This window comes from Pseudomonas sp. FBCC-B1565, from assembly GCF_059133265.1.
This window is the reverse complement of the sequence record NZ_CP101438.1, coordinates 2694772-2719135: the sequence shown is the minus strand read 5'-3', so window position 1 is coordinate 2719135 and position 24364 is coordinate 2694772. Positions and strand designations below refer to the sequence as shown.

Below are 24364 nucleotides of genomic sequence, written 5' to 3'. Positions count from 1 at the left end.
CCAGCCAGCTGGACGAAGATTACAACGAGGTGCTCCGCCAGCGCCTGGCCGGGTTTGCACCTGATCAGCATCGCACGCGGTGGCTTGCTGGATCAGGAAGCATTGCTGGAGGCGCTGGACAATGGGCAGGTTGGCTTGGCGTCGCTGGATGTGACCGAGCCGGAGCCGCTGCCGGACGGGCATGCGTTGTACACCCGTCCGCGGGTTAGGCTGTCGCCGCATACCTCGGCAATTTCCACCCAGAGCAAGGAGGAAATTGCCGATACGTTCCTGGCGAACCTGCAGCGGTATGTTGCCAGTGTTGAGCTGTACAACCGTGCCAATTGATCGCCGGCTACTGGATGCGGTAGTGGAAGGTATTGCGCACCGCCGGAACCGGCACCGCCTTGCCATCGACGATCCTGGGCTGGTAGCGGAAGGTATTCGCCGCCGCCAGTGAAGGCCGCATGAACAGCGGGTGGCAGCCGTCCAGCACCCTGGGGTTTTCCACGCGGCCCTGGGTGTTGACGGTGTATTCCACCGAACAATCGCCTTCGATGTGCTTGTCCAGGGCGCGCTCGGGGTAGTCCGGCGCCTCCTTGCTCAAGGGCTGGTACTGGCGGCTGTCGAACGCCGGCGCCGCAGCGGGTGTTGCAGCTCTTGCTGTTTCAGCGACCTGGCGCTGCTGGTCAGCACGCTGTTGTGCCTGCTCACGGTTGCGCTGTTCAGTGGCCAACCGTTGCTGTTGCTGCTCCCGCTGCTTTTCCTCGACGCGCTTGCGCGCCAAGGCGGCCTGTTCGAGTTTGCGCGCCTGGATCTGCGGATCGACCGTGGGCTTCACCGGTACGGGAACCGCGACCGGTTCCGGGGGCGTGACAGCCACCGGTTCAGGTGCGGGAGCCGGCGCAGGTGCAGCCGGCAGCATCACCAACTGGGTATGCATCACCCTGGGGGCTTCCACCGGCGGTTTTTCCGTCGACCAGCCAAGCATCAGCGCAGCCAGCACGCCCACATGCAGCGCCACCGCCAGGCTGGCCGCCAAGCTGTTTCGCCAGAACCCGGAAGGCCCCCGGGAAGGCATCGTCAGCGTCGGACTGTGCATGATCATCGCCGTCATTGCGGGGCCTCGGTCACCAGCCCCAGGTTGCTCACCCCGCCCTTCTGCAACACCGCCATGGCCGCGACCACACGGCCATAACCGGCGTTATCGTCGGCGCGGATGTACACCTGGGTGTCGCTGCGCGCCGCCACCACCTGCATGACCTTGGCGCCCATTTCGTCGAGGGTCACGGCGCTGTCGGTCTGGTGTTGGGTGTCGAGTTCACCGCCGAGGTTCCAGTAGTAGCCACCATCGGCCTTCACCGACAGCGTGAGGATCTGCTGGCGGGTGTCGGTGGCCAGTGCCTCGGCGGCGACCTTGGGCAACTCGATCTTCACGCCCTGAGTGAGCATCGGCGCGGTAACCATGAAGATCACCAGCAGCACCAGCATCACGTCGATATAGGGCACCACGTTCATCTCGGCCTTGGGCCCGTGCTTGCGTTGCGGCCTTGCTAACATGAGATCGCTCCTGTTCAGGCGGCCACGGCCAGGTGGCTCGACGTGCCGCGCAGCGTGCGGTGCAGGCGTACTTGCAGCTCATTGCCGAAGGCGTAGTAACGGGTGAGCAAGGTCTGGCCGCGTGCCGCGAAGCTGTTGTAGGCGATCACCGCCGGAATGGCCGCGAACAGGCCGATGGCCGTGGCGATCAGCGCTTCGGCGATGCCCGGCGCCACGGTGGACAAGGTGGCCTGTTGCACCTGGGACAGGCCGATGAACGAATTCATGATGCCCCATACGGTGCCGAACAGGCCGATGTAGGGGCTGACCGAACCCACCGTTGCGAGGAATTGCAGGCCCTTTTCCAACTCGATTTCCTGCTCGGTGATCGCCACCTGCAAGGCGCGCTCTACACCTTCCAGCACCGCTGGATCATGGCTGTGCAGGTGCTGGTACTCCTGGACCCCGGCAATGAAGATCGGCGCAATACCGCCCTCGCCTGCCTGCACGGTGTCGCGGTACAGGGGTTGCAAGTCGGGCGCGGCACGAAAGCGCTGCACAAAGCCATTCAACTGGCGCTCCAGGCGCCGCAGCACACTGGCGCGCTGGATGATCAGGTACCAACTGAGCAAGGAGGCCAGCAGCAAGGTGACCATCACCGCCTTGACCAACAGGCTGGCGTCGCTGATCAAGCCCCAGATCGTCATATGTTCCATCGTCGCGTGCATGGTGAAGCTCCTATTCGATAAAAAAGTGATGACCGGGTGATGACGGCTCAGGGCAATTTCAGCGCGCGGGTCACCTCGGCCCACGGCACGAACTTGAAGTTCTGGGTCTGCTCGGGCATGCGCTTGCGCCCGTCCTGCACCACCAGCATGCCTTGGCTCCACGGCCCGCCAAGGTTGAGGGCGGTGACTTCCAGGCCATCGGTTTCCGAAGCCCCGTCGATCCCGGCCGCCGCATTCAGGCCGACGCGGAAGGCACCGTGGCTGGCGAACGGCGGCTCGGCATCCAGCACCAGGTAGCTGTCATTGCCCTGGCTGGAGATCACCAGGTAGTCACGCTGGTTGCTCTGGTACAACGCCAGGCCCTCGACATCCGCGTGCAACTGCGGGCCGACCTTGATCACGCTGGTAAGCGTGGCCGGCTGGTCGGCGCGGGCATCCACTGCCCACACACCGACGTCTTCTTCACCGATAAACAGGCGCTGGCGCTGGTCATCGGCCACGCAACCCTCGGGCTGGCTGTCGACCTTGAACTGGCGCACCAACTCGCCCTGCACCCGCCCATCCGGCGCGCTGAGGCGGTATTGCAGGAAGGAGCCGTCCTTGCCGTTGGCGATCGCGTAGAGCTCGCCACTGGCGGGCTGGAACAGGCAGATGCCGTAGATCTCCTTGAGCGGTGTCGGCACTTCACCGGCTTCGCGCAGTTCGCCGCTCTGGCGGTCAATGCTGAACAGGCTCAGGCTGTTGTGATCGCGATTGCTCGCCACGGCCAGGTCGACAGTCTGCGCGCCGAGCTTGAAGTTGGGGCGTACGTCGACGTTGTTGAGACGGCCCACCGCCAGTTCCTGCAACAGCTTGCCGTCAAGGTCGTAGGCCAGCAGGCCCTGCTTCTTGTTGGTGCCGAGCACGCGGCTTTTTTCCGGTTGCGCGGGGTGAATCCAGATCGCCGGGTCGTCCGCCGCATCGCCCTGGCGACCGACCGGGTCGGTCTGGCGCACCGCAGCGACTTCCGGCACCACCGGTTCGGTCGTCACGGGTTTGGCTTTCCAGTTGAGCGTGCCCTGGTAAAGCCTGCCGGTGTCGTCGTCGCGCACCAGCAGTTGCTGGCCGTTGACGCTGAGTTGTTCCGGTTCCTTGAGGCCTGGCAGCGTCAGGCTCGATTGCTCGACCCAACGCGTGCCGGTGTGCTGGAACAGGTGCACCTGGGACGTCTTCGGATCGAGGGCGACCATCCCGCCCGGCACGAGCGCCATGGCGCCCGCTTCACGCTTGGGGTTGTCGAACAGCGCTACCGGCGTGCGCTCGACCTCGGCTTCCGGGTGCGCCGGGTAGGCCCACCAGCCGACGTTTGCTTCATTCACCACCAGCTGTTGGGTTGTGTCATCCACCTGGCAGAACTGCGCCGACGGCGGCAACGGCAAACCGCGTACACGCTGGGGGTCGCCGAGCAGTGTGGCGCCATTGCCCACCAGCCACTGCTCACCCTTGCCCTCTTCGCCCACCAGGAACACAAACAGGTTGGCGGCGCCGTCACGGAACAGGCACAGGCCGTTTACCGGGTAGTCACGGGTGGGCAGGTACAGCGGTTTGCCAAAGGTTTTGGCGGACGCGTCGAGGTTGATCAGCATGGCTTGCTGGCGGTCGTTGTCGAGGCTGGCGAGCAGTACCTGGGAGCCGGCAGCGCGGGTGTCGAGGCTGCTGAAGTTGCCGTTGAAGCGGGCGAGTTCGGTGCCTTTGGCGTCGAGCAGTTGCAGGCCGTTGCGGGTACTGGCGGTAAGGCGTTCGGTGCTGCTCAGCACGGCCATGGCCTCGGCATTGAGGCTGGGTGCCCAAGGGGTCAGGACCAGGTCCGTGGCCATTGCCGGTGCACAGAGGGTCAAGGCCATTAGCAGGTACAGCTTGGAAATCTTCATGTACGGGTCAATCCGTCAAAAACAATGGAGATCCAATGTGGGAGGGGGCTTGCCCCCGATAGCAGTGTGTCAGTCAACACAGATGCCAGCTGGGCCACAGCCATCGGGGGCAAGCCCCCTCCCACATTTCGACCGAGGTATGGGTTAGAAGTGGGTGAAGGTCAGGCCAACTTTGTAGGTCGGGCCGTACTCTTCGTACTGGCCGTTGTAGCTGCGGTGGCCGGTGTAGACGAAGTACGACTCATCGGTGAGGTTCTGCGCTTCGAAGCTGACTTGCAGGTTCTTGGTCAGCGAGTAGCGCGCGCTGAAGTCGACAAACGTCTGCGCGTCCACATGCAGGTCGTGGGCCTTGTCGTTGATCGAGGCCAATTCGTAGAGGTAGGCCGATTTGTAGTTGGCCGACAGGCGCAAGCTGAGCGTGTCGTCTTCCCAACCGAGCATCAGGTTGCCGACGGTGTCGGACTGGTTGGGCAGGCTGATGTTGCGCTTGCGGTTCGTGCCACTGGCACTGTCGAAACCTTCGATGTCGGCGCTGGAGCGGCTGAACGTGCTGTTGGCACCGATCAGCAGGCCGTTCCACGGCGCGGGCAGCCAGTCGAATTTCTGTGAGTAGGCCAGTTCCAGGCCGTAGAGCTTGGCGCTGTCGCCGTTGGCGTAGGTGTGGGCCTCGGCGAAGTTGGTCCAGGCGCCGGTGCCGGCCAGGTCAGTGTTGTAGACGAAATTCTTGATGTCCTTGTAGAACACGAACGCCGAGACGGTGCCGGCGCGGCCCATGAAGTGTTCGATGCCCAGGTCCAGGTTGCTCGACTCCAGGGGCTTGAGGTCCGGGTTGCCGAAGGTGGCTTCGTCATCGTCGATCACGAAGCCCGGCGCCAACTGGCCAAAGGTCGGGCGCACCACGGACTTGGTCCAGGCCGCGCGCACCTGGGTGTTCTTGTCGATCTGGTAGCGCGCATGCAGGCCCGGCAGCCAATGGTGATAGCGACGCTGGGTGTCGGTCGGGGTGAACACGCCATCGGTGGCGCCGGTGCCCTTGGCTTCGAACTCAGTGCCTTCGTAACGCAGCCCGGCGATGAAGCGCCAGTCGTCAATATCGACAGTGTTCATCAGGTAGCCAGCGTTGATTTCCTCGCGAATGGTGAAGTCGTTGACCCGCGATTCGGTCTCGTCATAGAAGTCCGCCGGGTTGAGGCTGCCGATCAGCTGCTTGATCGCGCTGGGGCTGATGCCGGGGCCGTAATTGCCCAGGCGGTAGTCGACGTTGCCCTTCTGGAACTGGGTGAGGTTGAGCTGGTCGGCAGTGAAGCCGAGGGTGTCGAAGTCTTTGTAGACCCAGGCTTCCAGATCGTTGTCCTTGTTGCGGCGGCTGACCTTGCCGCCGAATTTGACCTGGGACGCATAGCCGCTCAGGTCGTAGTCGCGGGCCAGGTCCAGGCGCAGGTTTTTCTCGGTGTCCTGGGTGTTCTGTTTTTCCCAGTCGACTTTGTCGAGGCTGAAGTTACGCGCGTCGTAGAAGCCGCTGCCGATGATCGGGCGTGGCTTGCCCTTGTCATGGAAACCGCTGTTGGCAAAGTCGCCGCCGTCGAAGGTGGCACCGGCGATGTGTGCCGGGCTGTCTTCGCTGGATTGGCTGTAGCCGGCCTGGCCGCTCAGGGTCCACAGGCCGAGCATGCGTTCGCCGCCGAACACGTAGGACTGGATTTGCTGGGTCTCTTCGCGGTTCTTCAGCTTGCGCTTGCCCTCGGCATCGCCCAGCTGGCCGGGGGCCTGCGGGTCGGCGAATTCGAGACTGGTGGAGTTGCGGGTTTCGGTGTCTTTGTAGCGGCTGTAGAGGGTGCGCAGGTAGTAGCTGCTGAGGTCGTCGGGCTTGTAGTCGAAGTTCAGGCCGCCACCGGCACGTTCGCGGCTGATGTCGTAGTCACGCTGTTCGAACTCGTTGAGTCGAGCACCGTCGGTGAAGTCCCAGGCGCCACCGGTCTCGACGTTGTCCGAGCCGAAGTCGCGCTTCTGCCAGCTCAGTGCAGCGGCCACGCCGAAATTGTCGATGCCGTCGCCAAGACTGAAACGGTTGCTGGCCGCGCCGGAGAATTTGGGGCTGGTCTGATGGGTGTTCTTGTCGTAACTGGCTTCGGTGCTGCCGGTGTAGAACAGGCCCTTGTGGTCGAACGCCGACAGGCTTTGCACATCCACCGTGCCGCCGAGGGAGTTGGCGTCCATGTCCGGGGTGAGGGTCTTGATCACCGACAGCGACTGCACCAGCTCCGCGGGCAGCACATCGAGGGCCACCGCGCGGCGAGCGCTCTCCGGGGCGGGTACCAGGGTGCCGTTGATGGTCACGCTGTTGAGGTCCGGGCCCAGGCCACGCACGCTGACAAAGCGCCCTTCGCCCTGGTCGCGCTCCACGCTGATGCCCGGCAGGCGCTGCGCCGCTTCGGCGACGTTTTCATCCGGCAACTGGGCCACGCCGTCGGCATGTACCACGCTCTTGATGCTGTCCGAATTGCGTTGCTCCTTGAGCGCCTGGTCGATGGCCGCTGCCTGGCCGACCACTTCGACGTGCTCGGCGTTGGCCACTTCGGCCGCGTTGAGTCGCTCGCTGGCAATCGCCAGGGCCAAGGCAGTAAGCGTGAAGCTGACGAGCCCGGTGCGCTTGTACATGCAATCCTCCCCAAGAGTCCGTTGGCGCCAGGCAAGAGGCCCGGCAACTGGGAGGGCACGCTAGGGGTGGGGGATGACCGTTCTGTGACAGCGAGTGGCGGGGAGCCCCGTAAACCGGGGGCTTGAGCAGGATCTTGAGTTGGAATGAGCTGAAATGACCTGTGAAGATCAACTGTGGGAGGGGGCTTGCCCCCGATAGCAGTGGATCAGCCCCCTGATTTTTCACTGACCCACCGCTATCGGGGGCAAGCCCCCTCCCACATTTTCTGCGTTTCATTGTCGGCGGGATGAGCTGATTCGACCCCTGCCCTGCGTCACGCAACCGTCACATCCATCTGCTGTGCTGGCGCCCACGACTGAACCTTGCAAGGACTCGCGGCCATGTTTTCCGTGCTCAAACCCCACCGCTGGAAACTCTCCCTGCTGCTGATCGCCGCAAACCTGGGGCTGATCCTGCACCTGGCCTGCGGCGAGTTGAAAAGCGTCAGCGAATGGGTGTGGCTGGATATCTTCGGCGAAGGCGGTTCCGCCCTGCTCGCCCTGGTCTGGCTGGGGCTGGTGCTGAAAAGCCGACCGGCCGGGCGCGTGACCAACTACCTGGCGCTGGGCCTGTCATGCATCTTCTTCTCGTGGTGGATCGACAGCCTCGACGAATTCATCCGCCTGCCCGACAGCATTACCTGGGACCACTGGCTGGAGTCCGGGCCGATGCCGGTGGGCATGATCCTGCTGACCATTGGTATCTACCACTGGCACCGCGAACAACTGGCGATCAGCGCACAGATGGAGAAACGCGAGCGACTGTTCCGTGAGCATCGGCTGTTCGACAAACTCACGCCGCTGGCCGGCGCCGACTACCTCAAGCGCCAGCTGGCCGAGAGCCTGCAAGACAGCCAGGCCCAGCAGCAACCGCTGTCGCTGCTGGCGCTGGACCTGGACAACTTCGCGGCCATCAACCAGGCCTACGGGCATGCCGAAGGCGATGCGGTGCTGCAGGCCCTCAGCCATTTGCTGTTGCTCAACCTGCGCCGCCAGGATCTGCTGTGCCGCCTGGCCGGCGACCGTTTTGTGGTACTGCTGCCCAACACCGGTGAGCGCCAGGCCAAGGAACTGGCGCTGGAGTTGCAGCAGGCAGTGCGCGGCCTTGCACACAAGACCCGACTGCACGGTGAGCGCCTGCAACTGGCGGCGACCACCGCCGTGGTCATGGCCCTGGACGAGCCGCCCCAGGACTTGCTCAAGCGCCTCAACCTGGCCCTGGCCAGGGCCAAGCAACCTCTGGCGAAAAGCGCCTGAGATGGCCGTGAAAACCAGCTGGTATGAAGCCGACAGCCGCTTCATACCAGGGCACTACCAACCCGCCACGCTGATCGACCTGGCCTTGTCCCGGGACATCGACAGCCATCGCCTGCTGCGCGGCACGGGACTGTTTCACGAGGACATCCTGGCCGGCACGGCGCGGTTGAGCCCGCAGCAGTTTTTCGGGTTGATCGGCAACAGTCGCAAATTGCTTGACGCCGACGACAGCAGTTTTCTGTTCGGCCAGCGGCTCTTGCCCGGCTACTACGGCGCGGCCAGCCATGCCCTGGGGCATGCGCAGAACCTGCACCAGGCCCTGGAGATCCTGATCCAGCAACAGGTGCTGCTCAGCCCACTGGCCACCCTGCAACTGGAGTTGGATGCGCACCACGCCTACCTGTACTGGCGAGACAGTTGCGGCGCCGGCGAGCATTGGCGGTTTTTACTGGAAGCCAGCATGACCTCGCTGGTCGCCATGAGCCAATGGCTCAGCGGCGAGCGCCTGCCGTGGGCGTGCAGTTTCAGTCATGCCGAGCCGCGTTACGTCGAGCAGTATTGGGTGCATCTGGACGAAGAGACGCGCTTCGAACGGCCGCTGGACATGCTGAGCATCCCCCGCGAATACCTCACCCGCGCCTGGCCAGGTGCCTCGGCCACCGCCGGCCAGGTCGCACGCCAGCAAGCCCGTGTGCAGATCGAACAACTGGGCTTCTCCAGCAGTTTTCTCGACTGCCTCTACGACTATCTGCACGAACAGGTACGCCAACCGCCCAGCCTGGAACAGGCTGCGCAGGCCTTCGCCATGAGCCCGGCGACCCTCAAGCGCAAGTTGCACAAGCATGACACCGGCTTTCAGCAGCAGGTGGACCGCGTGCGCAAGCAGGTGGCGTTGCACCTGTATCAGGTCAAGGGCTATAGCAATGATGAAGTGGCGGCGTACCTGAACTTCAACGATGCGGCGAACTTTCGCCGTTCGTTCAAGCGCTGGACCGGCAGTACGCCCAACCTGATCCGCCAGCTCTTCAACAGCCGCTAGCCAGGCGTTCGCGCAGGAACTCCACCAGCGCCTGCACCGGTCGCGAGCTTTGCCGGTGCTGCGGGTACACTGCCGACAGCGTCAGGTCTTCGGGGGCGAATTCATCCAGCACCGTGACCAGGCGGCCGTCCTTCAATGCCTCGCCGACGATAAAGGTCGGCAGGTAGGTTACGCCCAGACCGGCGATGGCGGTATCGCGCAGCAAGTCGCCGTTGTTCACCCGCATGCGCCCGCTCACGCTCAGCGCCTGCAACTTGCCCTTGAAGCGCCACTGCACCTGGCGGCCGTGGCCGTAGGGCAGGCAATCGTGGTCGGCAAGGTCATCGGGTTTTTGCGGTGTACCACGCAAGGCCAGGTAGTCGGGGCTGGCGCAGTACACCCGGGGAATGCTGGCGATACGCCGGGCGATCAGGGTGGAATCTTCCAGGGTACCGATGCGCAAAACCAGGTCGTAGCCTTCACCGATCAGGTCCACGGGACGGTCGCTCAAGTCGACCTCCACCGCCACCTGGGGATGGCGCTGCAGGAACAGCGGTAACAGGCAGCCCAGATGGGCCATGGCAAACGACAACGGTGCGCTGAGGCGAATGGTGCCGCGTGGTTCGCTGTTCTGGCCAGCGATGCCCTGCTCCACTTGCTCGACTTCACTGAGCAGGCGCAAGGCGGATTCGTAGTAACTCTGGCCGAGTGGCGTGACATCCAGCCGGCGGGTGGAGCGGTTGAGCAGGCGTACGCCGAGGCGGTCTTCCAGCTGGATCAGGCGGCGGCTGACGAACTGCTTGGACAGGCCCAGCTGTTCGGCGGCGGCGGTGAAGCTGCCGGATTCCATGACCTGGCAGAACAGGCGCATGTCTTCGAAGGGGTTCATTGTCGCTTCTCGGTGGACATTTCTCGGTTTTTATAACGGGTATGTCGCCACACCACAAATCAAATGTGGGAGGGGCGGTGCGACGATTCGACTTGCCCCCGATGGCAGTGTGACTGACACACCGCTATCGGGGGCAAGTCGAATCGTCGCACCGCCCCTCCCACAGGGATCACCTACAGACTTGAGAGCCAGTTACTTGGTAAACGCCGAGTAGCTGTTCATCAGGTTGCGGTAGTTGGGGATGCGTGGCGACAGCAGGTTGGCCAGGCCTTCCATGTCGTTGCGCCAGTCGCGCTGCAGTTCGCAAGCCACGGCAAACCAGTTCACCAGTTGGGCTCCAGCGGCAGTCATGCGCGCCCAGGCGGCTTGTTGTACGGTTTCGTTGAAGGTGCCGGAGGCGTCGGTGACCACGAACACTTCAAAGCCTTCTTCCAGCGCGCACAGGGTCGGGAACGCGACGCACACATCTGTCACCACACCGGCAATGATGATCTGCTTGCGGCCGGTGGCCTTGACCGCCTTGACGAAGTCTTCGTTGTCCCAGGCGTTGATCTGGCCAGGACGGGCGATATACGGCGCGTCCGGGAACAGTTCCTTGAGTTCCGGAACCAGCGGGCCGTTGGGGCCGCTTTCGAAACTGGTGGTGAGGATGGTTGGCAACTTGAAGAACTTCGCCACATCGGCCAGGGCCAACACGTTGTTCTTGAATTCGTTGGGGGAGAAATCCTGCACCAGGGAAATCAGGCCAGTCTGGTGGTCGACCAACAGTACAACGGCGTCATCTTTGTTCAAACGAGGGCTAGCCATGGTTCAACTCCTTACGGGGGTATGGGTAATCAAAATGCAAAACACGAGCAGCCGAACGCACCCCAGAAACCCTGGAAGTCGCTGACCGGCACGCTGGAATGGCGGGCTTTTTCGTGGCTGTGGGCATGCACGCCGCACGGGCCGCTGCACTGGTGCACCTGCGCCTGCAACGGCGAGCCTGGGCGCCAGTGCCCTGGCACCTTGACCACCGGCGACCAGTCCGGCAGCACCGGCACGCGCGGGGGGGCGAAATCTTCGAAGTCGCCGGCGCCGTAGACCACCTTGCCGCCGACCACGGTGAGGACCGACTCGATCCACTTGATGGCTTCTTCATCGACACTAAAGAAGTCCGCCGACAGCGCCGCCACGTCCGCCAACTGCCCGACCTTGATCTGGCCCTTCTTGCCCTGCTCGGACGAGAACCAGGCGCTGCCGTGGGTGAACAATTCCAGCGCGGTCAGGCGCGACAGGCCTTCGGCATGCAGTTCCAGGCCACCGACGGTGCGGCCGCTGACCATCCAGTACAGCGAGGTCCACGGGTTGTAGCTCGACACCCGCGTCGCATCGGTGCCCGCGCCCACCGGCACGCCTTCGGCCAGCATGCGCTTGATCGGTGGCGTGGCTTCGGCGGCTTTGGCGCCGTAGCGCTCGACAAAATATTCGCCCTGGAACGCCATGCGGTCCTGGATCGCAATACCGCCACCGAGGGCACGCACACGCTCGATGTTCTGCGGGGTGATGGTTTCGGCGTGGTCGAAAAACCACGGCAGGCCGTTGAACGGGATGTCGCGATTGACCTTCTCGAACACGTCGAGCATGCGCGAGATGGACTCGTTATAGGTGGCGTGCAAACGGAACGGCCAGCGCTGTTCAACTAGGTGGCGCACCACCGGTTCCAGCTCCTGCTCCATGGTCAACGGCAGGTCGGGACGCGGTTCAAGGAAGTCTTCGAAGTCGGCGGCCGAGAACACCAGCATCTCGCCGGCGCCGTTGTGACGCAGGTAATCGTCGCCCTGGTGCAGGGTGACGCTGCCGGTCCAGTTCTTGAAGTCGCTGAGTTCTTCCTTGGGCTTCTGGGTGAACAGGTTGTAGGCGATGCGCACCGTCAACTGTTGGTCCTTGGCCAGTTGCTCGATCACCGCATAGTCATCGGGGTAGTTCTGGAAACCGCCGCCGGCGTCGATGGCACTGGTGAGGCCCAGGCGGTTGAGTTCACGCATGAACTGGCGGGTCGAGTTGACCTGGTACTCCAACGGCAGTTTCGGGCCTTTGGCCAGGGTCGAATACAGAATCATCGCGTTCGGCCGCGCCACCAGCATGCCGGTGGGGTTGCCGTTGCTGTCCCGCACAATCTCGCCGCCCGGCGGGTTAGGCGTGTCCTTGGTGTAGCCGGCCACACGCAGCGCTGCGCGGTTGAGCAAAGCGCGGTCGTACAGGTGCAGCACGAACACCGGGGTGTCCGGCGCGGCCTGGTTGAGTTCGTCCAGGGTCGGCATGCGTTTTTCGGCGAACTGGAATTCGTTCCAACCCCCTACCACGCGTACCCATTGCGGAGTCGGGGTGCGGTCGGCCTGGTCCTTGAGCATGCGCAGGGCATCGGCCAGGGACGGCACGCCCTCCCAGCGCAGTTCGAGGTTGTAGTTCAAGCCGCCCCGGATCAGGTGCAGGTGCGAGTCGTTGAGGCCGGGGATGACGGTGCGGCCCTTGAGGTCGATGACCTGGGTGCCACTGCCGCGCAGGGCCATGGCTTCACCGTCGGTACCCACGGCGACAAACCGCCCCTCGCGGATGGCGACAGCCGTGGCGCGCGGGTTTTCACGGTCCACGGTGTGGAACTGGCCATTGAACAGAATCAGATCGGCGTTCATAGGGTTTCCTTTACAGAGGCTTCAAGCCAGGGAGCGAACAGGCGGGTGGCCGCCGGCATCAGCAGGTAGACCACCAGCACGACAATGGTCACAGTCACCAGGAACGTGGCGACCACGTAGTTGGAGAGAAACGGGTGCAGGCGCAGCACCGGGCCCCACACGATCGGCACCAGCAGGGTCAGCGGCAGGATCACGCACAGGGTGACCACCGCCTGCTTCCAGCGCGGCGGCTTGGCGGCGTTCGGGGTTTCGGGGTTGAACCAGAATTCGTTGACCGCACCGATTTCGGTGTTGTCACCGTCGGCGAGCATGGGCGCGGCTTCGGCGATCAGGGTTTTGCGTTCGGGGGAGTCGAGCCAGGTTTCCAGGTCTTCGGTGGAGCGGTAGCGCAATACACAGGTGAACAGCGCCAGGTTGCCTTGTTTTCCGCGTACCACGTCGACACCGAGGTGGCCGGGGCGGTCGCCGGCGATGCGGACGATGCGGCGCAGCCAGGCTTCGTAGTCGGCCTCCAGGCCGGGTTTGATGAGGTGTTTGACCACCAGGGTGACGACTTCGTCGGGGCCTGGTTTTGTGGTTGGGTCCATGGGTGTCCCTCTGCCTTGAAGATTCAGCGATGAGGGAGTTTGAGGGGGGATGGGGTGGGGAAAATTGGATGTACGTGCTGTTTGGGGGGGGGGTTGGGTTGGATTGGGGACATATCCGTTATTTAGGTAACGGCTACTTAGGGTTCCGCTCTTACAGCGGCTCACTTTTGAAAAGCCGGAATGCCGGCCCAGTCAAAAGTAAGCAAAACGCTCTTGCCCCAACACTCGGCACCTCGGCTAGGCTCGGTGTGCCCGTAATCCGACAGTGATTTGGGGGGCCGCCGCCACGCGCCATCCATGGCGCGGGGCGGCTAAACCGGCATCCCTACCGGTTTACCCCCCAAATCCCTGCCGAATTCCGGCCAGCGTGTTTGACGGGGCGCCTAAGATCAAAATCAAAAGCAGATCAAAGGCCAGAGCCAGCGGCGTTTTTCAAGGTAGTTGTCGTGTCTCCCGTCTTGCTAGGCGACCTTCACCACAACTGTCAGCTCCCTTTCGGGATTGAGGTACACCGTCCCGATAGGGTCCCAGTTGCGTGTCTCGCCTGACCACCTTTCAGGCCTTTTTTCTCTCGCTTGCCCATAAATTGCCGCCCTCCGGGCCAAGATTTCCCGGTCTTTTCCCTCGTGGCGCTGGGCGGGTGTCACGAAGCGGATTCGGCTATGACGATGCTCGGTGTTGTACCAGGCCATAAAATTCCTGACCCAGATACGCGCGTCATCCAGGCTGCCAAATCCATCCTGCGGCCACTGCGGGCAGTACTTCAGCGTTCTAAACAGCGACTCCGAGTAAGGATTATCGTTGCTTACCCGGGGTCTTCCTCTCGATGGCGTGATACCCAGGTCGTACATCTTGGTCAGTAACGTCACCGATTTCATCGGTGCGCCATTGTCCGAGTGAAGCACCAGCGGCTGACGCCAGCACTTCTCTGTAGTGACACTTCGTTGCAGTAGGACAGCGGCTTTTTCACCGTTTTCTGCTTCGTAAACTTCCCAGCCCACAGCCTTTCGGCTGTAGATATCTTCGATCAAATAGAGGTAGTAAAACTTCCCACGAACTGGCGACGGCAGGTACGTGATATCCCAAGACCACACCTGATTGGCGGCTGTCGCCGCGTAGGTGGTGGGTGCTTCATGGCGATGCGGGCGTTTGGCGCGGGAACGATGATGCTGCTGATCTGCCGCACGCAGCACTCGGTAAAAGGTTGCCTCCGATGCCATGTAACGTCCCTCGTCAGCGAGCCGTGGCACGATCTGGCTCGGTGGCAGATGTGCGTAGGCCTTGCTGTTGCACAAGGCCAGGATGGCTTGGCGCTCAACATCAGTCAGAGCATTATTCGGCACTGGCCTCACCGTCGTGGTGCGCCCATCTGCCAACAACGCTTCGGGCAGGATCCAGCGTTGTAGCGTGCGTAGCGAAATACCGACTTCTAGACACGCAGGCGCCCTGCGGGCGCCCGCAGTGATGGCTTCGGTGAGCCAGTCGACGAGAAGATGCCGTTCTGGCAACAAGGTCAATTGTCCTCGTCGTCGTTCCCCCAGTAGGCATTGAGCTTTTTTCGCAGCACCAGCAATGCGACTGTTTCAGCCAGCGCTGCATCCTTTCGGCGCAGCTCACGCTCCAGCTCCCGAATCCGGTTCTTATCCTCCTTGGTCTCACCAGCGATTCCTTTTTTCAGCGCTGAGTGATTAGTGCTGTTGGCAATGAAAGCTTTGCGCCAGCCGTCAATTTGCTCAGGGAAAATACCGTTGCGACGGCAATACTCACTCAGCTCCAGCTCCGACAAAGCTGATGATTCGATGACTGCCATGAGCTTGGATTCGGCAGACCAACTTTCAGGCGACTGCTTGTTTTCGGACAACTGAGAACCTCTGGCAGCAGCTTGCTTACGCCAATAATGAAGAGACATGTCGCTACAACCTTCACGGCGCGCGACCTCCGACGCTGACAGGCTCAGGGGCGGAAGCATCATTTTCAACAGCGCAGCTTTGCGTTCTTCTGAATAGAAAGGCATGACCTTACTCTTGCCGCCCCCGGAATACTTTTAAAAAGCGGAGGACACGACAACTACCCTGACACCGGGGGCATAGGCCTGAGACTATAGCGATGGCAAGGCGGGTTATTACTCTGAACCAGGGAAAAATCATCAGGGACGTAACGCATGCTGAACAATGATTCACGCGTTGCGAATGCCCGCTGGAGCGGGCTTGCCAGCAAAAAACGTGAGGGCGCCGCGTGCATTCTGGTTACCCGCGTCATCGTTAACGACCATCGCTGGCAAGCCAGCCCAGGGGGGAACGCACACGCCTCAACGATCCGGTCGGCTACCAGGCCGCCGCGCTTTGTTTTTGATTTTGATCTTAGGCGGCCCCCCAAATCACTGTCGGATTACGGGCATACCGAGCCTAGGCGAGGTGCCGAGTGTTGGGGCAAGAGCGTTTTGCTTACTTTTGACTGGGCCGGCATTCCGGCTTTTCAAAAGTGACCCGCCGTAAGGGCGGAAGGGGGTGTCAGTAATTTTGTGTTCGGGCATAACATGAGTAAGAGGTGCATGTATGCCAACCAAAAAGAAACCCGCGTTGCGAGAGCTGCCGAAAATCCCGAAAGAGCTTCTCGAGCAATTCACCGATGGTCCGATGACCGCTGAAGCCATCGAGGACGCGTCTGCGGCGTTCAAGAAGGCTTTGATCGAGCGAGCGCTGAGTGCTGAGCTCGGTCATCACCTGGGCTATCCGCCGGGCGCACAGCGCCCAGAGGATGAAACAAACCAGCGCAATGGCAAGAGCGGCAAGACGGTTCTCACCGGCGATGGCCCGCTCCGACTGGATATTCCACGTGATCGGGACGGCAGTTTTTCCCCTATCCTGATTCCCAAGCACGAGCGCCGCTACACCGGGTTCGATGACAAGATCATTGCCATGTATGCCCGTGGAATGACGGTCAGAGAGATCCGGGCGTTTCTTTCCGAGCAGTACGGTACTGATGTTTCTCCGGACTTCATCAGCTCTGTGACCGACGAGGTCATGGCAGAGATCGGTGCATGGCAACAGCGGCCTTTGGAGCCGATGTATCCGGTTATTTTCTTCGATGCTCTACGGGTCAAAATCCGCGAAGAGGGGCTGGTTCGCAACAAGGCGATCTACTTGGCCCTGGGTGTTTTGCCTGACGGAACACGCGATATTCTCGGCATCTGGATAGAAAATACCGAGGGCGCCAAGTTCTGGATGAAGGTTTTCAACGACCTCAAGACACGCGGCGTCGAAGACGTGTTGATTGCTGTGACCGATGGCCTCAAAGGCATGCCAGAAGCGCTCAACGCCGTGTTTCCAGACACGACACTGCAAACATGCATTGTTCATCTGATCCGCAACAGCCTTGATTACGCGGCTTGGGACAAGCGTCGCGAACTGGCCAAGGCGCTTAAGCCGATCTATCAGGCGGTGACCGCCGAAGCGGCCGAGCAGGCGCTGGATGCGTTTGAAAGTGGGCCATGGGGCAAGCAATATCCGACGGTAGTGGCTGCCTGGCGTCGCGCTTGGGATCGTGTGGTCCCATTTTTCGTGTTCCCGCCGGCGATCCGAAAAGTGATCTACACGACCAACGCCATCGAGAGCATCAACGCTCAGTTGCGCAAGATCATCAAGACGCGCGGCCACTTCCCGACCGACGATGCGGCGACAAAACTGATCTGGCTTGGACTGCGCAATATCACCGCCAACTGGGGCTCAGCGGCCCATGATTGGAAAAGTGCGATGAATCAATTTGCGATTCTTTACGGAGATCGATTTATCAGGCCTACCTGGTAAAAGCAGGGCCTGCCTGACGGCAGGCCGTTACCGGCCCGCACACAAAATATCTGACAGTCCCGGGCGGAACCCTAGGTAGCCGTTACCGAAGAAACGGATATGCCCCCTCCCGTATTCAAACCAACACCCCCACACACCCCACCACCACCCAAGCCCACCCCAACACCCCCCACCGCCACCCCCAAGGCGCATCCCGCAATTCCATGAACCCATCCGCAATCAACCACGACTTGCCAACCGCCAACACCAACACCCCCCACCCCACACCAGCGCCCCCCGCCAACACCGTCCCCACACTCAACAAAACCAGCACAACCCAACACACCATCAACCCCTGCGACGTACTCATCCGCCCCTACCCCATCACATACACCACCGGAAACAACACCACCCACACCAGGTCCACCATGTGCCAATACAGCACCCCCGACTCCACCCCATTCACCGCCACCCCACCCCGCCAGCACACCAACGCCAGCCACCCAAGGATCAGCATGCCCAGCAGCACATGCAGGAAGTGAAACCCCGTCAGCACCCAGTACAGGGTGAAAAACCGGCTGTACTCCATCCCCAACCCCTCCTCCACCAGATGGGTGTACTCGCCAAGCTTGATCCCCACGTATACCAGCGCCACCAGCAACGCCGCGCCAAACAACCCGGCGCTGCGCCGCCAATGTCCCAGGCGCACCTGCTGCAAGGCCAACGCCGCGAGCAGCCCGGTCGTCAACAGGCTCACGGTCATCGCCAGCCCGGTGGAGGTGTCCAGTTGTGCGCGGCCCGAGGCAAATGCCGCGGGTTCCAGGCGCTGGGTCACGGCGAATGCCAGGATCAGCATCGCGAACACGGTCAATTCGGCGAGGATGAAAAACCACATCGCCAGGTCACCCGGCAGGCGCCGGGGCTCAGGCAAAGTGCACATCCACCACGTCCATCAGCCCGGCGACGGTCTGCGGGTCGTCGCTCAGGGCCTCGGCCAGGCAAGCCATGCAGGCTTCACGCGGGGGCATGCCGGCGGCGATCAGGCGGGCGGTGAAGATCAGCAGACGGGTGGAGGCGACTTCTTCCAGGTCGTGTTGATCCAGGCGCCGCAACGCCTGGCCCAGGCGTACCACCTCAGTGGCCAACGTGTTATCCACCTGCGCCTCCCGGGCCACGATGCGCGCTTCGTCCGCCGCCGCCGGGTAGTCGAAGCGCATCGCCACGAAGCGTTGACGGGTGCTGGGCTTCATGCCCTTGAGCAGGTTCTGGTAGCCGGGGTTGTACGACACCACCAGCATGAACGACGGCGGTGCCTTGACCACTTCGCCGGTGCGTTCCAGGTACAGCTCGCGGCGGTCGTCGGCCACCGGGTGCAGGACCACCGCAGTGTCCTGGCGCGCTTCGATGACTTCGTCCAGGTAGCAGATGCCGCCTTCGCGCACGGCGCGGGTCAGCGGGCCGTCCTGCCACCAGGTGCCCTGGGCGCCGATCAGGTGGCGGCCGACCAGGTCGGCAGCGCTGAGGTCGTCATGGCAGGCCACGGTGTACAGCGGCAGGTTCAGGCGGTGCGCCATGTGCTGCACAAAGCGGGTCTTGCCGCAGCCGGTCGGACCCTTGATCAGCACCGGCATGCGGTGACGCCAGGCGTGCTCGAACAGTACCTGTTCGTTGGCGAGGGGTTGGTAGAAGGGTGTGGTCATGGCCGGTATCCAAAGCGGGTTCGACAGCCACGCTAAGGGCGCCTGCGACAACCTGGCAAGCGCTACCCAAGGCAAACTTGATCGCCGTCAAGCGAGCATTCCAACACGTCGCCATAGTCTGGCCGGGCACTAAGAACCTGCGCCCCGCACCTGTTGCGTGGCATCGCAAAGGTCTCGCCTGAGGAGTACATGGAATGCTGACTCGCACCCGCAAAACCTTCACCCTGAGCCTCGCCAGCCTGAGCTGCGCGCTGGCCCTGGCAATGCCCCCGACGGCCCATGGCGCCGCGCAACCCGCGCTGGTGAAAACTGCCGGCGCACCGGACATGAGCCAGGCCGACTTCGACACCTCCAAGCAGATTTACTTCGAACGCTGCGCCGGCTGCCACGGTGTACTGCGCAAAGGCGCCACCGGCAAACCGCTGACCCCGGACATCACCCAGGCGCGTGGCCAGGCGTACCTCGAAGCGCTGATCACCTACGGCTCCCCCGCCGGCATGCCGAACTGGGGCACCTCCAATGCGCTGACCAAGGCGCAGATCAGCAGCATGGCCACCTTCATCCAGCACACCGCGCCCACACCGCCGGAATGGGGCATGGCCGAAACCCTCAAGACCTGGAAGGTGCTGGTCAAGCCCGAAGACCGGCCGAAGAAACAGCTGAACACGCTCAACTTGGACAACCTGTTTTCCGTGACCCTGCGCGATGACGGCAAGATCGCCCTGGTCGATGGCGACAGCAAAAAGATCGTCAAGCTGATCGACACCGGCTACGCCGTGCACATCTCGCGGATCTCCGCCTCGGGCCGCTATCTGCTGGTGATCGGCCGTGATGCCAAGATCGACATGATCGACCTGTGGCCCGCCGAACCAACCAAGGTCGCCGAGATCAAGGTGGGCATCGAGGCGCGCTCGGTGGAGACGTCCAAGTTCAAGGGTTACGAAGACAAGTACACCATCGCCGGCTCCTACTGGCCGCCGCAGTTCACCCTGATGGATGGCGAAACCCTGGAGCCCAGGCAGATCGTATCCACCCGTGGCATGACCGTGGACAAGCAGGAGTACCACCCCGAACCACGCGTGGCGGCGATCATTGCGTCCCACGAATGGCCGGAATTCATCGTCAACGTCAAGGAAACCGGCAAGGTGATGCTGGTCAATTACCAGGACATCAAGAACCTCACCATCACCACCATCGACGCCGCACCGTTCCTGCATGACGGCGGCTGGGACAGCACCCACCGCTACTTCCTCACGGCGGCCAACAACTCGAACAAGGTGGCGGTGATTGATTCCAAGGAGCGCACCCTCACCGCCCTGGTAGACGTGGGCAAGACCCCGCACCCCGGGCGCGGCGCCAACTTCGTGCATCCCCAATTCGGGCCGGTGTGGGCCACCAGCCACCTGGGGGACGGCGGCATTTCGGTGATCGGTACCGACCCGGTCAAGCACGCGCAGTACGCCTGGAAGCAAGTGGCTTCGTTGAAGGGCCAGGGCGGCGGTTCGCTGTTTATCAAGACCCACCCCAACTCCCACCACCTGTACGTGGACACCACGCTCAACCCCGACGCCAAGCTCAGCCAATCGGTGGCGGTGTTCGATATCAACCACCTCGACAAGGGCTACAGCGTACTGCCGATTGCCGAGTATTCCGGCATCAAGCAAGGCGCGTTGCGCGTGGTGCAACCGGAATACAACAAGGCCGGCGATGAGGTGTGGTTCTCGGTGTGGAATGGCCAGACCGAGGAGTCGGCGCTGGTGGTGATCGACGACAAGACCTTGAAGCTCAAGCAGGTGATCAAGGACAAGCGCCTGATCACCCCGACCGGCAAGTTCAACGTGTTCAACACCCAACACGATATTTATTGAGCCCAATCAACATGAGGTCCGCCAATGAAAAATATTCTCCGCGCACTGCTGGCAACCGCCGCTGCGCTCAGCCTACAACCGGCGCTGGCGCAAGACGGGCCGGCCCTGTTCAAGAGCAAGCCTTGCGCTGCCTGCCATGCCGTCGACAGCAAGCTGGTGGGGCCGGCCTTGAAGGATGTCGCAGCCAAGAATGCCGGTGTGAAAGACGCCGCCACCACCCTGGCCAGTCATATCAAGAACGGCACCCAGGGTAACTGGGGGCCGATCCCGATGCCGCCGAACCAGGTCACGGATGACGAAGCCAAGGTATTGGCCGCGTGGGTCCTGACCCTGAAATAACCGCCAAGGAGCGCGCCATGAAAGTCTCGATGATCAGTTCGGCCATGGCGCTGCTTCTACTCATTCCCATGCCCGCAGGCGCAGTCGTGGATGCCCAACGATTGGAACATCTGCTGACCCAGGACTGCGGCGCCTGCCACGGCCTGTACCTCACCGGTGGCCTCGGCCCGCCGCTGACACCCCAGGCCCTCGCCGGCCAAAGCCGTTACAGCCTGATCGCCACCGTCACCCATGGCCGCCCAGCCCGTGCGATGCCGGGCTGGGCGCCGCTGCTCAGCGCGAGTGAAATCGCCTGGCTGGTCGACCGACTCCTGCAAGGAAGCCCCACCCCATGATCCGTCCCACCCTGTTAGCCGCTTGCCTATTGCTGGGCGCCTGTACCCAACCGACGTTGCGCGGCACCGGCGACCTGGGCCTGGTGATCGAACGTACCAGCGCCAGCGTGCAAATCATCGAATCCACCGGCATGAGCAGCCTGGCGCGCATCGAAGGCCTGGGCGATCTGTCCCATGCCTCGGTGGTGTTCTCCCGCGACCAGCGCCATGCCTATATTTTCGGCCGCGACGGCGGGCTGACCAAGGTCGATCTGCTGGGCCAGCGCATCGAAAAGCGCATCCTCCAGGGCGGTAATAGCATCGGCGGCGCGATCAGCCAGGATGGGCGCCTGATCGCTGTGTCCAACTACCAGCCCGGTGGGGTCAAGGTGTTCGATGCGGTGACCCTGGCCCAGGTGGCGGACATTCCCGCCACCGTCCTTCCTGATGGCAAGCGCTCACGGGTGGTAGGCCTGGTGGACGCGCCCGGCCAGCGCTTTGTGTTCAGCTTGTTCGACACCGGCGAGATCTGGAGCGCGGACTTCAGCCAGGGCAACGCGCCACGCATCAGCCGTTTCACCGGCATCGGCGAGCAGCCCTACGACGCCCTGATCACCGCCGATGGCCGCTACTACATGGCCGGCCTGTTCGGTGAAGACGGCATGGCCCAGCTCGACCTGTGGCACCCGGAACACGGCGTCAAGCGCGTGCTTGCCGACTATGGCCGTGGCCAGGAAAAACTGCCGGTGTACAAGATGCCCCACCTCGAAGGCTGGGCCGTGGCCGACAACCAGGCCTTTGTGCCTGCCGTGGGCCGTCACCAGGTGCTGGTGATGGATGCCCGCAGTTGGCAGCAGACCGCTGCCATCGCCGTGGCCGGCCAGCCGATCTTTGTCACCGCGCGGCCCGATGGGCGCCAGCTGTGGGTCAACTTTGCCTACCCGGACAACGACCGGGTGCAGGTGCTCGACAGTGAAACCCACCAGATCATCGCCGACCTGCGCCCCGGCCCCGGCGTGCTGCACATGGAGTTCACCGGGCGTGGCGACCAGCTGTGGCTGTCGGTGCGCGACGGTGAACAGGTGCAGGTCTGGGACCCGTATCGCCTGACCTTGCTCAAGACCCTGCCGGCCTTGAGCCCCAGCGGGATTTTCTTCAGCAACCGTGCGCAAAAAATGGGGTATTGAAATGGACCTTGACCTGCTCAGCCGTCGACTGATCGACCGTTACCAGCACGGCATGCCGCTGTGCGCCGAACCGTACCGGGAGATGGCCCGGGTGCTCGACTGCACTGAAGCCGAACTGATGGCCTGCCTGCAACGCCTGGAACTGGCGGGTGCCTTGTCGCGCATCGGCCCGGTGTTCGAACACACCCGCGCCGGCGCCAGCACCCTGGCCGCACTGGCGGTGCCGATCGAGCGCCTGGAACAGGTGGCGCAGCGCGTCAGCCAGTACCCGGAGGTCAACCACAACTACGCACGCGAACACCACTACAACCTGTGGTTCGTGCTGACCGGCCCGCACCGCCAGCACTTGGAACAGGTGCTGGCGGAACTGGAGAAAGACACCGGCCTGCCGCCCCTGGACCTGCCGATGCTCACCGCCTACCGCATCGACCTGGGGTTTGCCCTGGGAGAACATCCGTGATCACGCCGCTGAACCACGAACAGATGCTCGACCTGCGCCAATGCCTGGAGCGCGGCCTGCCCCAGGTTACGCGGCCGTATGAGGAGTTGGCGGAGCTGATCGGCGCCCATCACGACCAGGTGTTGCAGCAGATGCAGCAATGGCACGAGCAAGGCCTGTTCCGACGGGTCGGCCTGGTGCTCAACCACCGTGCCCTGGGCTTTGTCGCCAACGCCATGCTGGTGCTCGACGTGCCGGACGCGCTGGTGGACGAAGTGGGCACGCGCCTGGGCCGCGCCGTCGGGATCAACCTGTGCTACCAGCGCCCCCGGCGTTTGCCGCAATGGCGCTACAACCTGTTCTGCATGGTCCATGGCCGTGAACGCGAAGCCGTGTCCGCGCATATCCAGGCGGTGTTGCAACAACAGCAGCTCAGCGACCTGCCCCACCAACTGCTGTTCAGCACCCGCGCCTACAAACAATGCGGCGGACGTTTCGCACCGCCGCCGTCACAGGTATGGGCCCATGGATGATCTCGATCGCCAACTGATCAATCGCCTGCAACGCGGCCTGCCGCTGGTGCGCCAGCCGTGGCAGCAACTGGCGCAGGAACTGCACAGCCGCCCCTGCGAGTTGCTCGACCACCTGCATGACCTGCTCGAAGACGACGTGCTGACCCGCTTCGGTCCGATGTTCGACATCGAGCGCCTCGGCGGCGCCTTCACCCTCGCTGCGTTGGCGGTGCCCGAAGCCCGCTTCGAAGCGGTGGCTGCGCAAGTCAACGCGCTGGCGCAAGTGGCTCACAACTACCGCCGCGAATACCACTGGAACATGTGGTTCGTGCTGGCCTGCGCCACCGAGGCGGAGCTGGCCGCCACCCTGTCCCGCATCGAAGCCCTCACCGGGTTGGCGGTGCTCAATCTGCCGAAGGAGCAAACCTACCATGTCGGTGTGTATTTCCCGGTCTGACAACGCCCTGGCCCTGCGCTTGATCGCCCTGACCCAAAGCGGCCTGCCGCTGGTGGAGGACCCGTGGGCGTGGCTGGCCGAGCAATTGGGCATCAGCGTCGAATCGACCCTGGACCTGCTCAAGCGCTTGCAGGCTGAAGGTGCGATCCGGCGCATCGCTGCGGTGCCCAACCACTACCGCCTGGGCTATCGACACAACGGCATGACCGTGTGGGATGTAGTCGACGAGCAGATGCCGCGCCTGGGCGAACTGATCGGTGCGCAGCCCTTCGTCAGCCACTGCTACCGCCGACCACGCCGACCCGGTTGGCCCTACAACCTGTTCGCCATGGTGCATGGGCGCAGCCGCGAAGAAATCGACAGCTACCGTGAGCACCTGCGTTACCTGCTGGGTGAAGCCTGTGGTGCTGATGAAATGCTGGTGAGCAGCCGCATCCTGAAAAAAACCGGCCTGCGCCTGGCCACCTCGCACTAGAAGGAGTGC

General features: G+C 62.8%; 25 protein-coding genes and 1 pseudogene. 13 read left to right on the top strand and 13 right to left on the bottom strand.

The window, feature by feature from the left end:
• Positions 1-36: 36 nt before the first annotated feature.
• Positions 37-327: pseudogene (locus tag NL123_RS12995) on the top strand (NAD(P)-dependent oxidoreductase); the annotation flags it as partial.
• A gap of 7 nt (positions 328-334) precedes the next feature.
• On the opposite strand, the gene NL123_RS12990 reads toward NL123_RS12995, so the two are convergent.
• From NL123_RS12990 to NL123_RS12970, 5 genes are all read right to left on the bottom strand, one after another.
• A complete protein-coding gene (locus NL123_RS12990) occupies positions 335-1096 on the bottom strand; it encodes an energy transducer TonB (protein WP_248487963.1) in 762 nt (253 codons plus the stop codon).
• Complete coding sequence (tolR, locus tag NL123_RS12985; RefSeq protein ID WP_102593218.1) at positions 1093-1539, bottom strand: protein TolR; 447 nt, start codon at positions 1537-1539, stop codon at positions 1093-1095. The genes NL123_RS12990 and tolR overlap by 4 nt, the downstream gene beginning before the upstream one ends.
• Before the next feature lie 14 nt (positions 1540-1553).
• The gene (tolQ, locus tag NL123_RS12980) at positions 1554-2246 is read right to left on the bottom strand and encodes a protein TolQ (RefSeq protein ID WP_494357935.1); all 693 of its coding nucleotides are present in this window, start codon (positions 2244-2246) and stop codon (positions 1554-1556) included.
• A 47-nt stretch (positions 2247-2293) separates the two neighbouring features.
• The gene (locus NL123_RS12975; protein WP_494357934.1) at positions 2294-4156 is read right to left on the bottom strand and encodes a phytase; all 1863 of its coding nucleotides are present in this window, start codon (positions 4154-4156) and stop codon (positions 2294-2296) included.
• 144 nt (positions 4157-4300) lie between these two features.
• Complete coding sequence (locus tag NL123_RS12970) at positions 4301-6814, bottom strand: TonB-dependent receptor (RefSeq protein WP_494357933.1); 2514 nt, start codon at positions 6812-6814, stop codon at positions 4301-4303.
• A 381-nt stretch (positions 6815-7195) separates the two neighbouring features.
• On the opposite strand from NL123_RS12970, the gene NL123_RS12965 reads away from it, so the two are divergent.
• Positions 7196-8110 carry a GGDEF domain-containing protein gene (locus NL123_RS12965; RefSeq protein WP_248487959.1) on the top strand — a complete coding sequence of 305 codons (915 nt, stop codon included), beginning with the start codon at positions 7196-7198 and terminating at the stop codon, positions 8108-8110.
• Between the two features lies 1 nt (position 8111).
• Positions 8112-9149 (top strand): AraC family transcriptional regulator, encoded by a 1038-nt coding sequence (locus NL123_RS12960; protein WP_248487958.1) that lies wholly within the window; start codon positions 8112-8114, stop codon positions 9147-9149.
• On the opposite strand, the gene NL123_RS12955 is transcribed toward NL123_RS12960, so the two are convergent.
• The 5 genes from NL123_RS12955 to NL123_RS12935 all read right to left on the bottom strand — a co-directional run bounded on the left by NL123_RS12955 (position 9136) and on the right by NL123_RS12935 (position 15293).
• The gene (locus tag NL123_RS12955; RefSeq protein WP_058425557.1) at positions 9136-10017 is read right to left on the bottom strand and encodes a LysR family transcriptional regulator; all 882 of its coding nucleotides are present in this window, start codon (positions 10015-10017) and stop codon (positions 9136-9138) included. The two genes, NL123_RS12960 and NL123_RS12955, sit on opposite strands and share 14 nt — an antisense overlap.
• Before the next feature lie 192 nt (positions 10018-10209).
• The gene (gene ycaC, locus NL123_RS12950; protein WP_494357932.1) at positions 10210-10824 is read right to left on the bottom strand and encodes an isochorismate family cysteine hydrolase YcaC; all 615 of its coding nucleotides are present in this window, start codon (positions 10822-10824) and stop codon (positions 10210-10212) included.
• A 29-nt stretch (positions 10825-10853) separates the two neighbouring features.
• Complete coding sequence (locus tag NL123_RS12945) at positions 10854-12692, bottom strand: amidohydrolase (RefSeq protein WP_494357931.1); 1839 nt, start codon at positions 12690-12692, stop codon at positions 10854-10856.
• Positions 12689-13279, bottom strand: coding sequence for an antibiotic biosynthesis monooxygenase (locus NL123_RS12940; RefSeq protein WP_248487956.1), 591 nt, complete (start codon positions 13277-13279; stop codon positions 12689-12691). The genes NL123_RS12945 and NL123_RS12940 overlap by 4 nt, the downstream gene beginning before the upstream one ends.
• 461 nt (positions 13280-13740) lie before the next feature.
• Positions 13741-15293 (bottom strand): IS3 family transposase gene (locus tag NL123_RS12935; protein ID WP_494355999.1). Its coding sequence is split into 2 segments (ribosomal slippage): positions 13741-14831 and positions 14831-15293, totalling 1554 coding nucleotides; the frame shifts between segments, so codons are not numbered across the junction.
• A 147-nt stretch (positions 15294-15440) separates the two neighbouring features.
• Between NL123_RS12935 and NL123_RS12930 the strand changes: the two genes are divergently transcribed.
• The gene (locus NL123_RS12930; RefSeq protein WP_494357930.1) at positions 15441-15764 is read left to right on the top strand and encodes a hypothetical protein; all 324 of its coding nucleotides are present in this window, start codon (positions 15441-15443) and stop codon (positions 15762-15764) included.
• Between the two features lie 70 nt (positions 15765-15834).
• Positions 15835-17085 carry an IS256 family transposase gene (locus NL123_RS12925; protein WP_248481889.1) on the top strand — a complete coding sequence of 417 codons (1251 nt, stop codon included), beginning with the start codon at positions 15835-15837 and terminating at the stop codon, positions 17083-17085.
• 115 nt (positions 17086-17200) lie between these two features.
• On the opposite strand, the gene NL123_RS12920 is transcribed toward NL123_RS12925, so the two are convergent.
• The 3 genes from NL123_RS12920 to NL123_RS12910 are packed head-to-tail and all read right to left on the bottom strand — an operon-like array spanning position 17201 to position 18764.
• The gene (locus tag NL123_RS12920; protein WP_494358301.1) at positions 17201-17413 is read right to left on the bottom strand and encodes a cytochrome C oxidase subunit IV family protein; all 213 of its coding nucleotides are present in this window, start codon (positions 17411-17413) and stop codon (positions 17201-17203) included.
• Between the two features lie 27 nt (positions 17414-17440).
• Positions 17441-18004 carry a cytochrome c oxidase subunit 3 gene (locus tag NL123_RS12915; protein WP_494357929.1) on the bottom strand — a complete coding sequence of 188 codons (564 nt, stop codon included), beginning with the start codon at positions 18002-18004 and terminating at the stop codon, positions 17441-17443.
• On the bottom strand, positions 17988-18764 hold the full coding sequence (locus tag NL123_RS12910) for a CbbQ/NirQ/NorQ/GpvN family protein (RefSeq protein ID WP_494357928.1): 777 nt from the start codon (positions 18762-18764) through the stop codon (positions 17988-17990). Before NL123_RS12910 ends, NL123_RS12915 begins: the two co-directional genes overlap by 17 nt.
• Positions 18765-18958: 194 nt before the next feature.
• Between NL123_RS12910 and nirS the strand changes: the two genes are divergently transcribed.
• Genes nirS through ahbB (NL123_RS12870) form a run of 8 tightly spaced genes read left to right on the top strand, consistent with a single transcriptional unit; the run spans position 18959 to position 24355 of the window.
• The gene (nirS, locus tag NL123_RS12905) at positions 18959-20632 is read left to right on the top strand and encodes a nitrite reductase (RefSeq protein WP_494357927.1); all 1674 of its coding nucleotides are present in this window, start codon (positions 18959-18961) and stop codon (positions 20630-20632) included.
• Positions 20633-20656: 24 nt separating this feature from the next.
• A complete protein-coding gene (locus NL123_RS12900) occupies positions 20657-20971 on the top strand; it encodes a c-type cytochrome (RefSeq protein ID WP_494357926.1) in 315 nt (104 codons plus the stop codon).
• A 17-nt stretch (positions 20972-20988) separates the two neighbouring features.
• Positions 20989-21306 (top strand): c-type cytochrome, encoded by a 318-nt coding sequence (locus NL123_RS12895; protein ID WP_494357925.1) that lies wholly within the window; start codon positions 20989-20991, stop codon positions 21304-21306.
• Entirely contained in the window at positions 21303-22472 is a 1170-nt protein-coding gene (locus NL123_RS12890) for a cytochrome D1 domain-containing protein (protein WP_494357924.1), read from the top strand. Before NL123_RS12895 ends, NL123_RS12890 begins: the two co-directional genes overlap by 4 nt.
• Before the next feature lies 1 nt (position 22473).
• Complete coding sequence (locus tag NL123_RS12885; RefSeq protein ID WP_179029175.1) at positions 22474-22932, top strand: Lrp/AsnC family transcriptional regulator; 459 nt, start codon at positions 22474-22476, stop codon at positions 22930-22932.
• Positions 22929-23444 carry a siroheme decarboxylase subunit beta gene (gene ahbB / locus NL123_RS12880; protein ID WP_494357923.1) on the top strand — a complete coding sequence of 172 codons (516 nt, stop codon included), beginning with the start codon at positions 22929-22931 and terminating at the stop codon, positions 23442-23444. The genes NL123_RS12885 and ahbB (NL123_RS12880) overlap by 4 nt, the downstream gene beginning before the upstream one ends.
• A complete protein-coding gene (locus tag NL123_RS12875) occupies positions 23437-23880 on the top strand; it encodes an Lrp/AsnC family transcriptional regulator (RefSeq protein ID WP_494357922.1) in 444 nt (147 codons plus the stop codon). The genes ahbB (NL123_RS12880) and NL123_RS12875 overlap by 8 nt, the downstream gene beginning before the upstream one ends.
• The gene (gene ahbB / locus NL123_RS12870; RefSeq protein WP_494357921.1) at positions 23855-24355 is read left to right on the top strand and encodes a siroheme decarboxylase subunit beta; all 501 of its coding nucleotides are present in this window, start codon (positions 23855-23857) and stop codon (positions 24353-24355) included. The genes NL123_RS12875 and ahbB (NL123_RS12870) overlap by 26 nt, the downstream gene beginning before the upstream one ends.
• Positions 24356-24364: the final 9 nt, after the last annotated feature.

Coding starts and splice junctions, on each gene's coding strand:
- NL123_RS12960 (WP_248487958.1), top strand. CDS start 8,112: ATGGCCGTGAAAACCAGCTGGTATGAAGCCGACAGCCGCTTCATACCA.
- NL123_RS12920 (WP_494358301.1), bottom strand. CDS start 17,413: ATGGTGTGTTGGGTTGTGCTGGTTTTGTTGAGTGTGGGGACGGTGTTG.
- NL123_RS12915 (WP_494357929.1), bottom strand. CDS start 18,004: ATGTGCACTTTGCCTGAGCCCCGGCGCCTGCCGGGTGACCTGGCGATG.
- NL123_RS12975 (WP_494357934.1), bottom strand. CDS start 4,156: ATGAAGATTTCCAAGCTGTACCTGCTAATGGCCTTGACCCTCTGTGCA.
- NL123_RS12940 (WP_248487956.1), bottom strand. CDS start 13,279: ATGGACCCAACCACAAAACCAGGCCCCGACGAAGTCGTCACCCTGGTG.
- NL123_RS12970 (WP_494357933.1), bottom strand. CDS start 6,814: ATGTACAAGCGCACCGGGCTCGTCAGCTTCACGCTTACTGCCTTGGCC.
- NL123_RS12930 (WP_494357930.1), top strand. CDS start 15,441: ATGCTGAACAATGATTCACGCGTTGCGAATGCCCGCTGGAGCGGGCTT.
- NL123_RS12890 (WP_494357924.1), top strand. CDS start 21,303: ATGATCCGTCCCACCCTGTTAGCCGCTTGCCTATTGCTGGGCGCCTGT.
- NL123_RS12875 (WP_494357922.1), top strand. CDS start 23,437: ATGGATGATCTCGATCGCCAACTGATCAATCGCCTGCAACGCGGCCTG.
- NL123_RS12900 (WP_494357926.1), top strand. CDS start 20,657: ATGAAAAATATTCTCCGCGCACTGCTGGCAACCGCCGCTGCGCTCAGC.
- NL123_RS12895 (WP_494357925.1), top strand. CDS start 20,989: ATGAAAGTCTCGATGATCAGTTCGGCCATGGCGCTGCTTCTACTCATT.
- tolQ (WP_494357935.1), bottom strand. CDS start 2,246: ATGCACGCGACGATGGAACATATGACGATCTGGGGCTTGATCAGCGAC.
- tolR (WP_102593218.1), bottom strand. CDS start 1,539: ATGTTAGCAAGGCCGCAACGCAAGCACGGGCCCAAGGCCGAGATGAAC.
- ahbB (WP_494357921.1), top strand. CDS start 23,855: ATGTCGGTGTGTATTTCCCGGTCTGACAACGCCCTGGCCCTGCGCTTG.
- NL123_RS12990 (WP_248487963.1), bottom strand. CDS start 1,096: ATGACGGCGATGATCATGCACAGTCCGACGCTGACGATGCCTTCCCGG.
- NL123_RS12965 (WP_248487959.1), top strand. CDS start 7,196: ATGTTTTCCGTGCTCAAACCCCACCGCTGGAAACTCTCCCTGCTGCTG.
- NL123_RS12945 (WP_494357931.1), bottom strand. CDS start 12,692: ATGAACGCCGATCTGATTCTGTTCAATGGCCAGTTCCACACCGTGGAC.
- NL123_RS12885 (WP_179029175.1), top strand. CDS start 22,474: ATGGACCTTGACCTGCTCAGCCGTCGACTGATCGACCGTTACCAGCAC.
- NL123_RS12925 (WP_248481889.1), top strand. CDS start 15,835: ATGCCAACCAAAAAGAAACCCGCGTTGCGAGAGCTGCCGAAAATCCCG.
- NL123_RS12910 (WP_494357928.1), bottom strand. CDS start 18,764: ATGACCACACCCTTCTACCAACCCCTCGCCAACGAACAGGTACTGTTC.
- ycaC (WP_494357932.1), bottom strand. CDS start 10,824: ATGGCTAGCCCTCGTTTGAACAAAGATGACGCCGTTGTACTGTTGGTC.
- NL123_RS12955 (WP_058425557.1), bottom strand. CDS start 10,017: ATGAACCCCTTCGAAGACATGCGCCTGTTCTGCCAGGTCATGGAATCC.
- nirS (WP_494357927.1), top strand. CDS start 18,959: ATGCTGACTCGCACCCGCAAAACCTTCACCCTGAGCCTCGCCAGCCTG.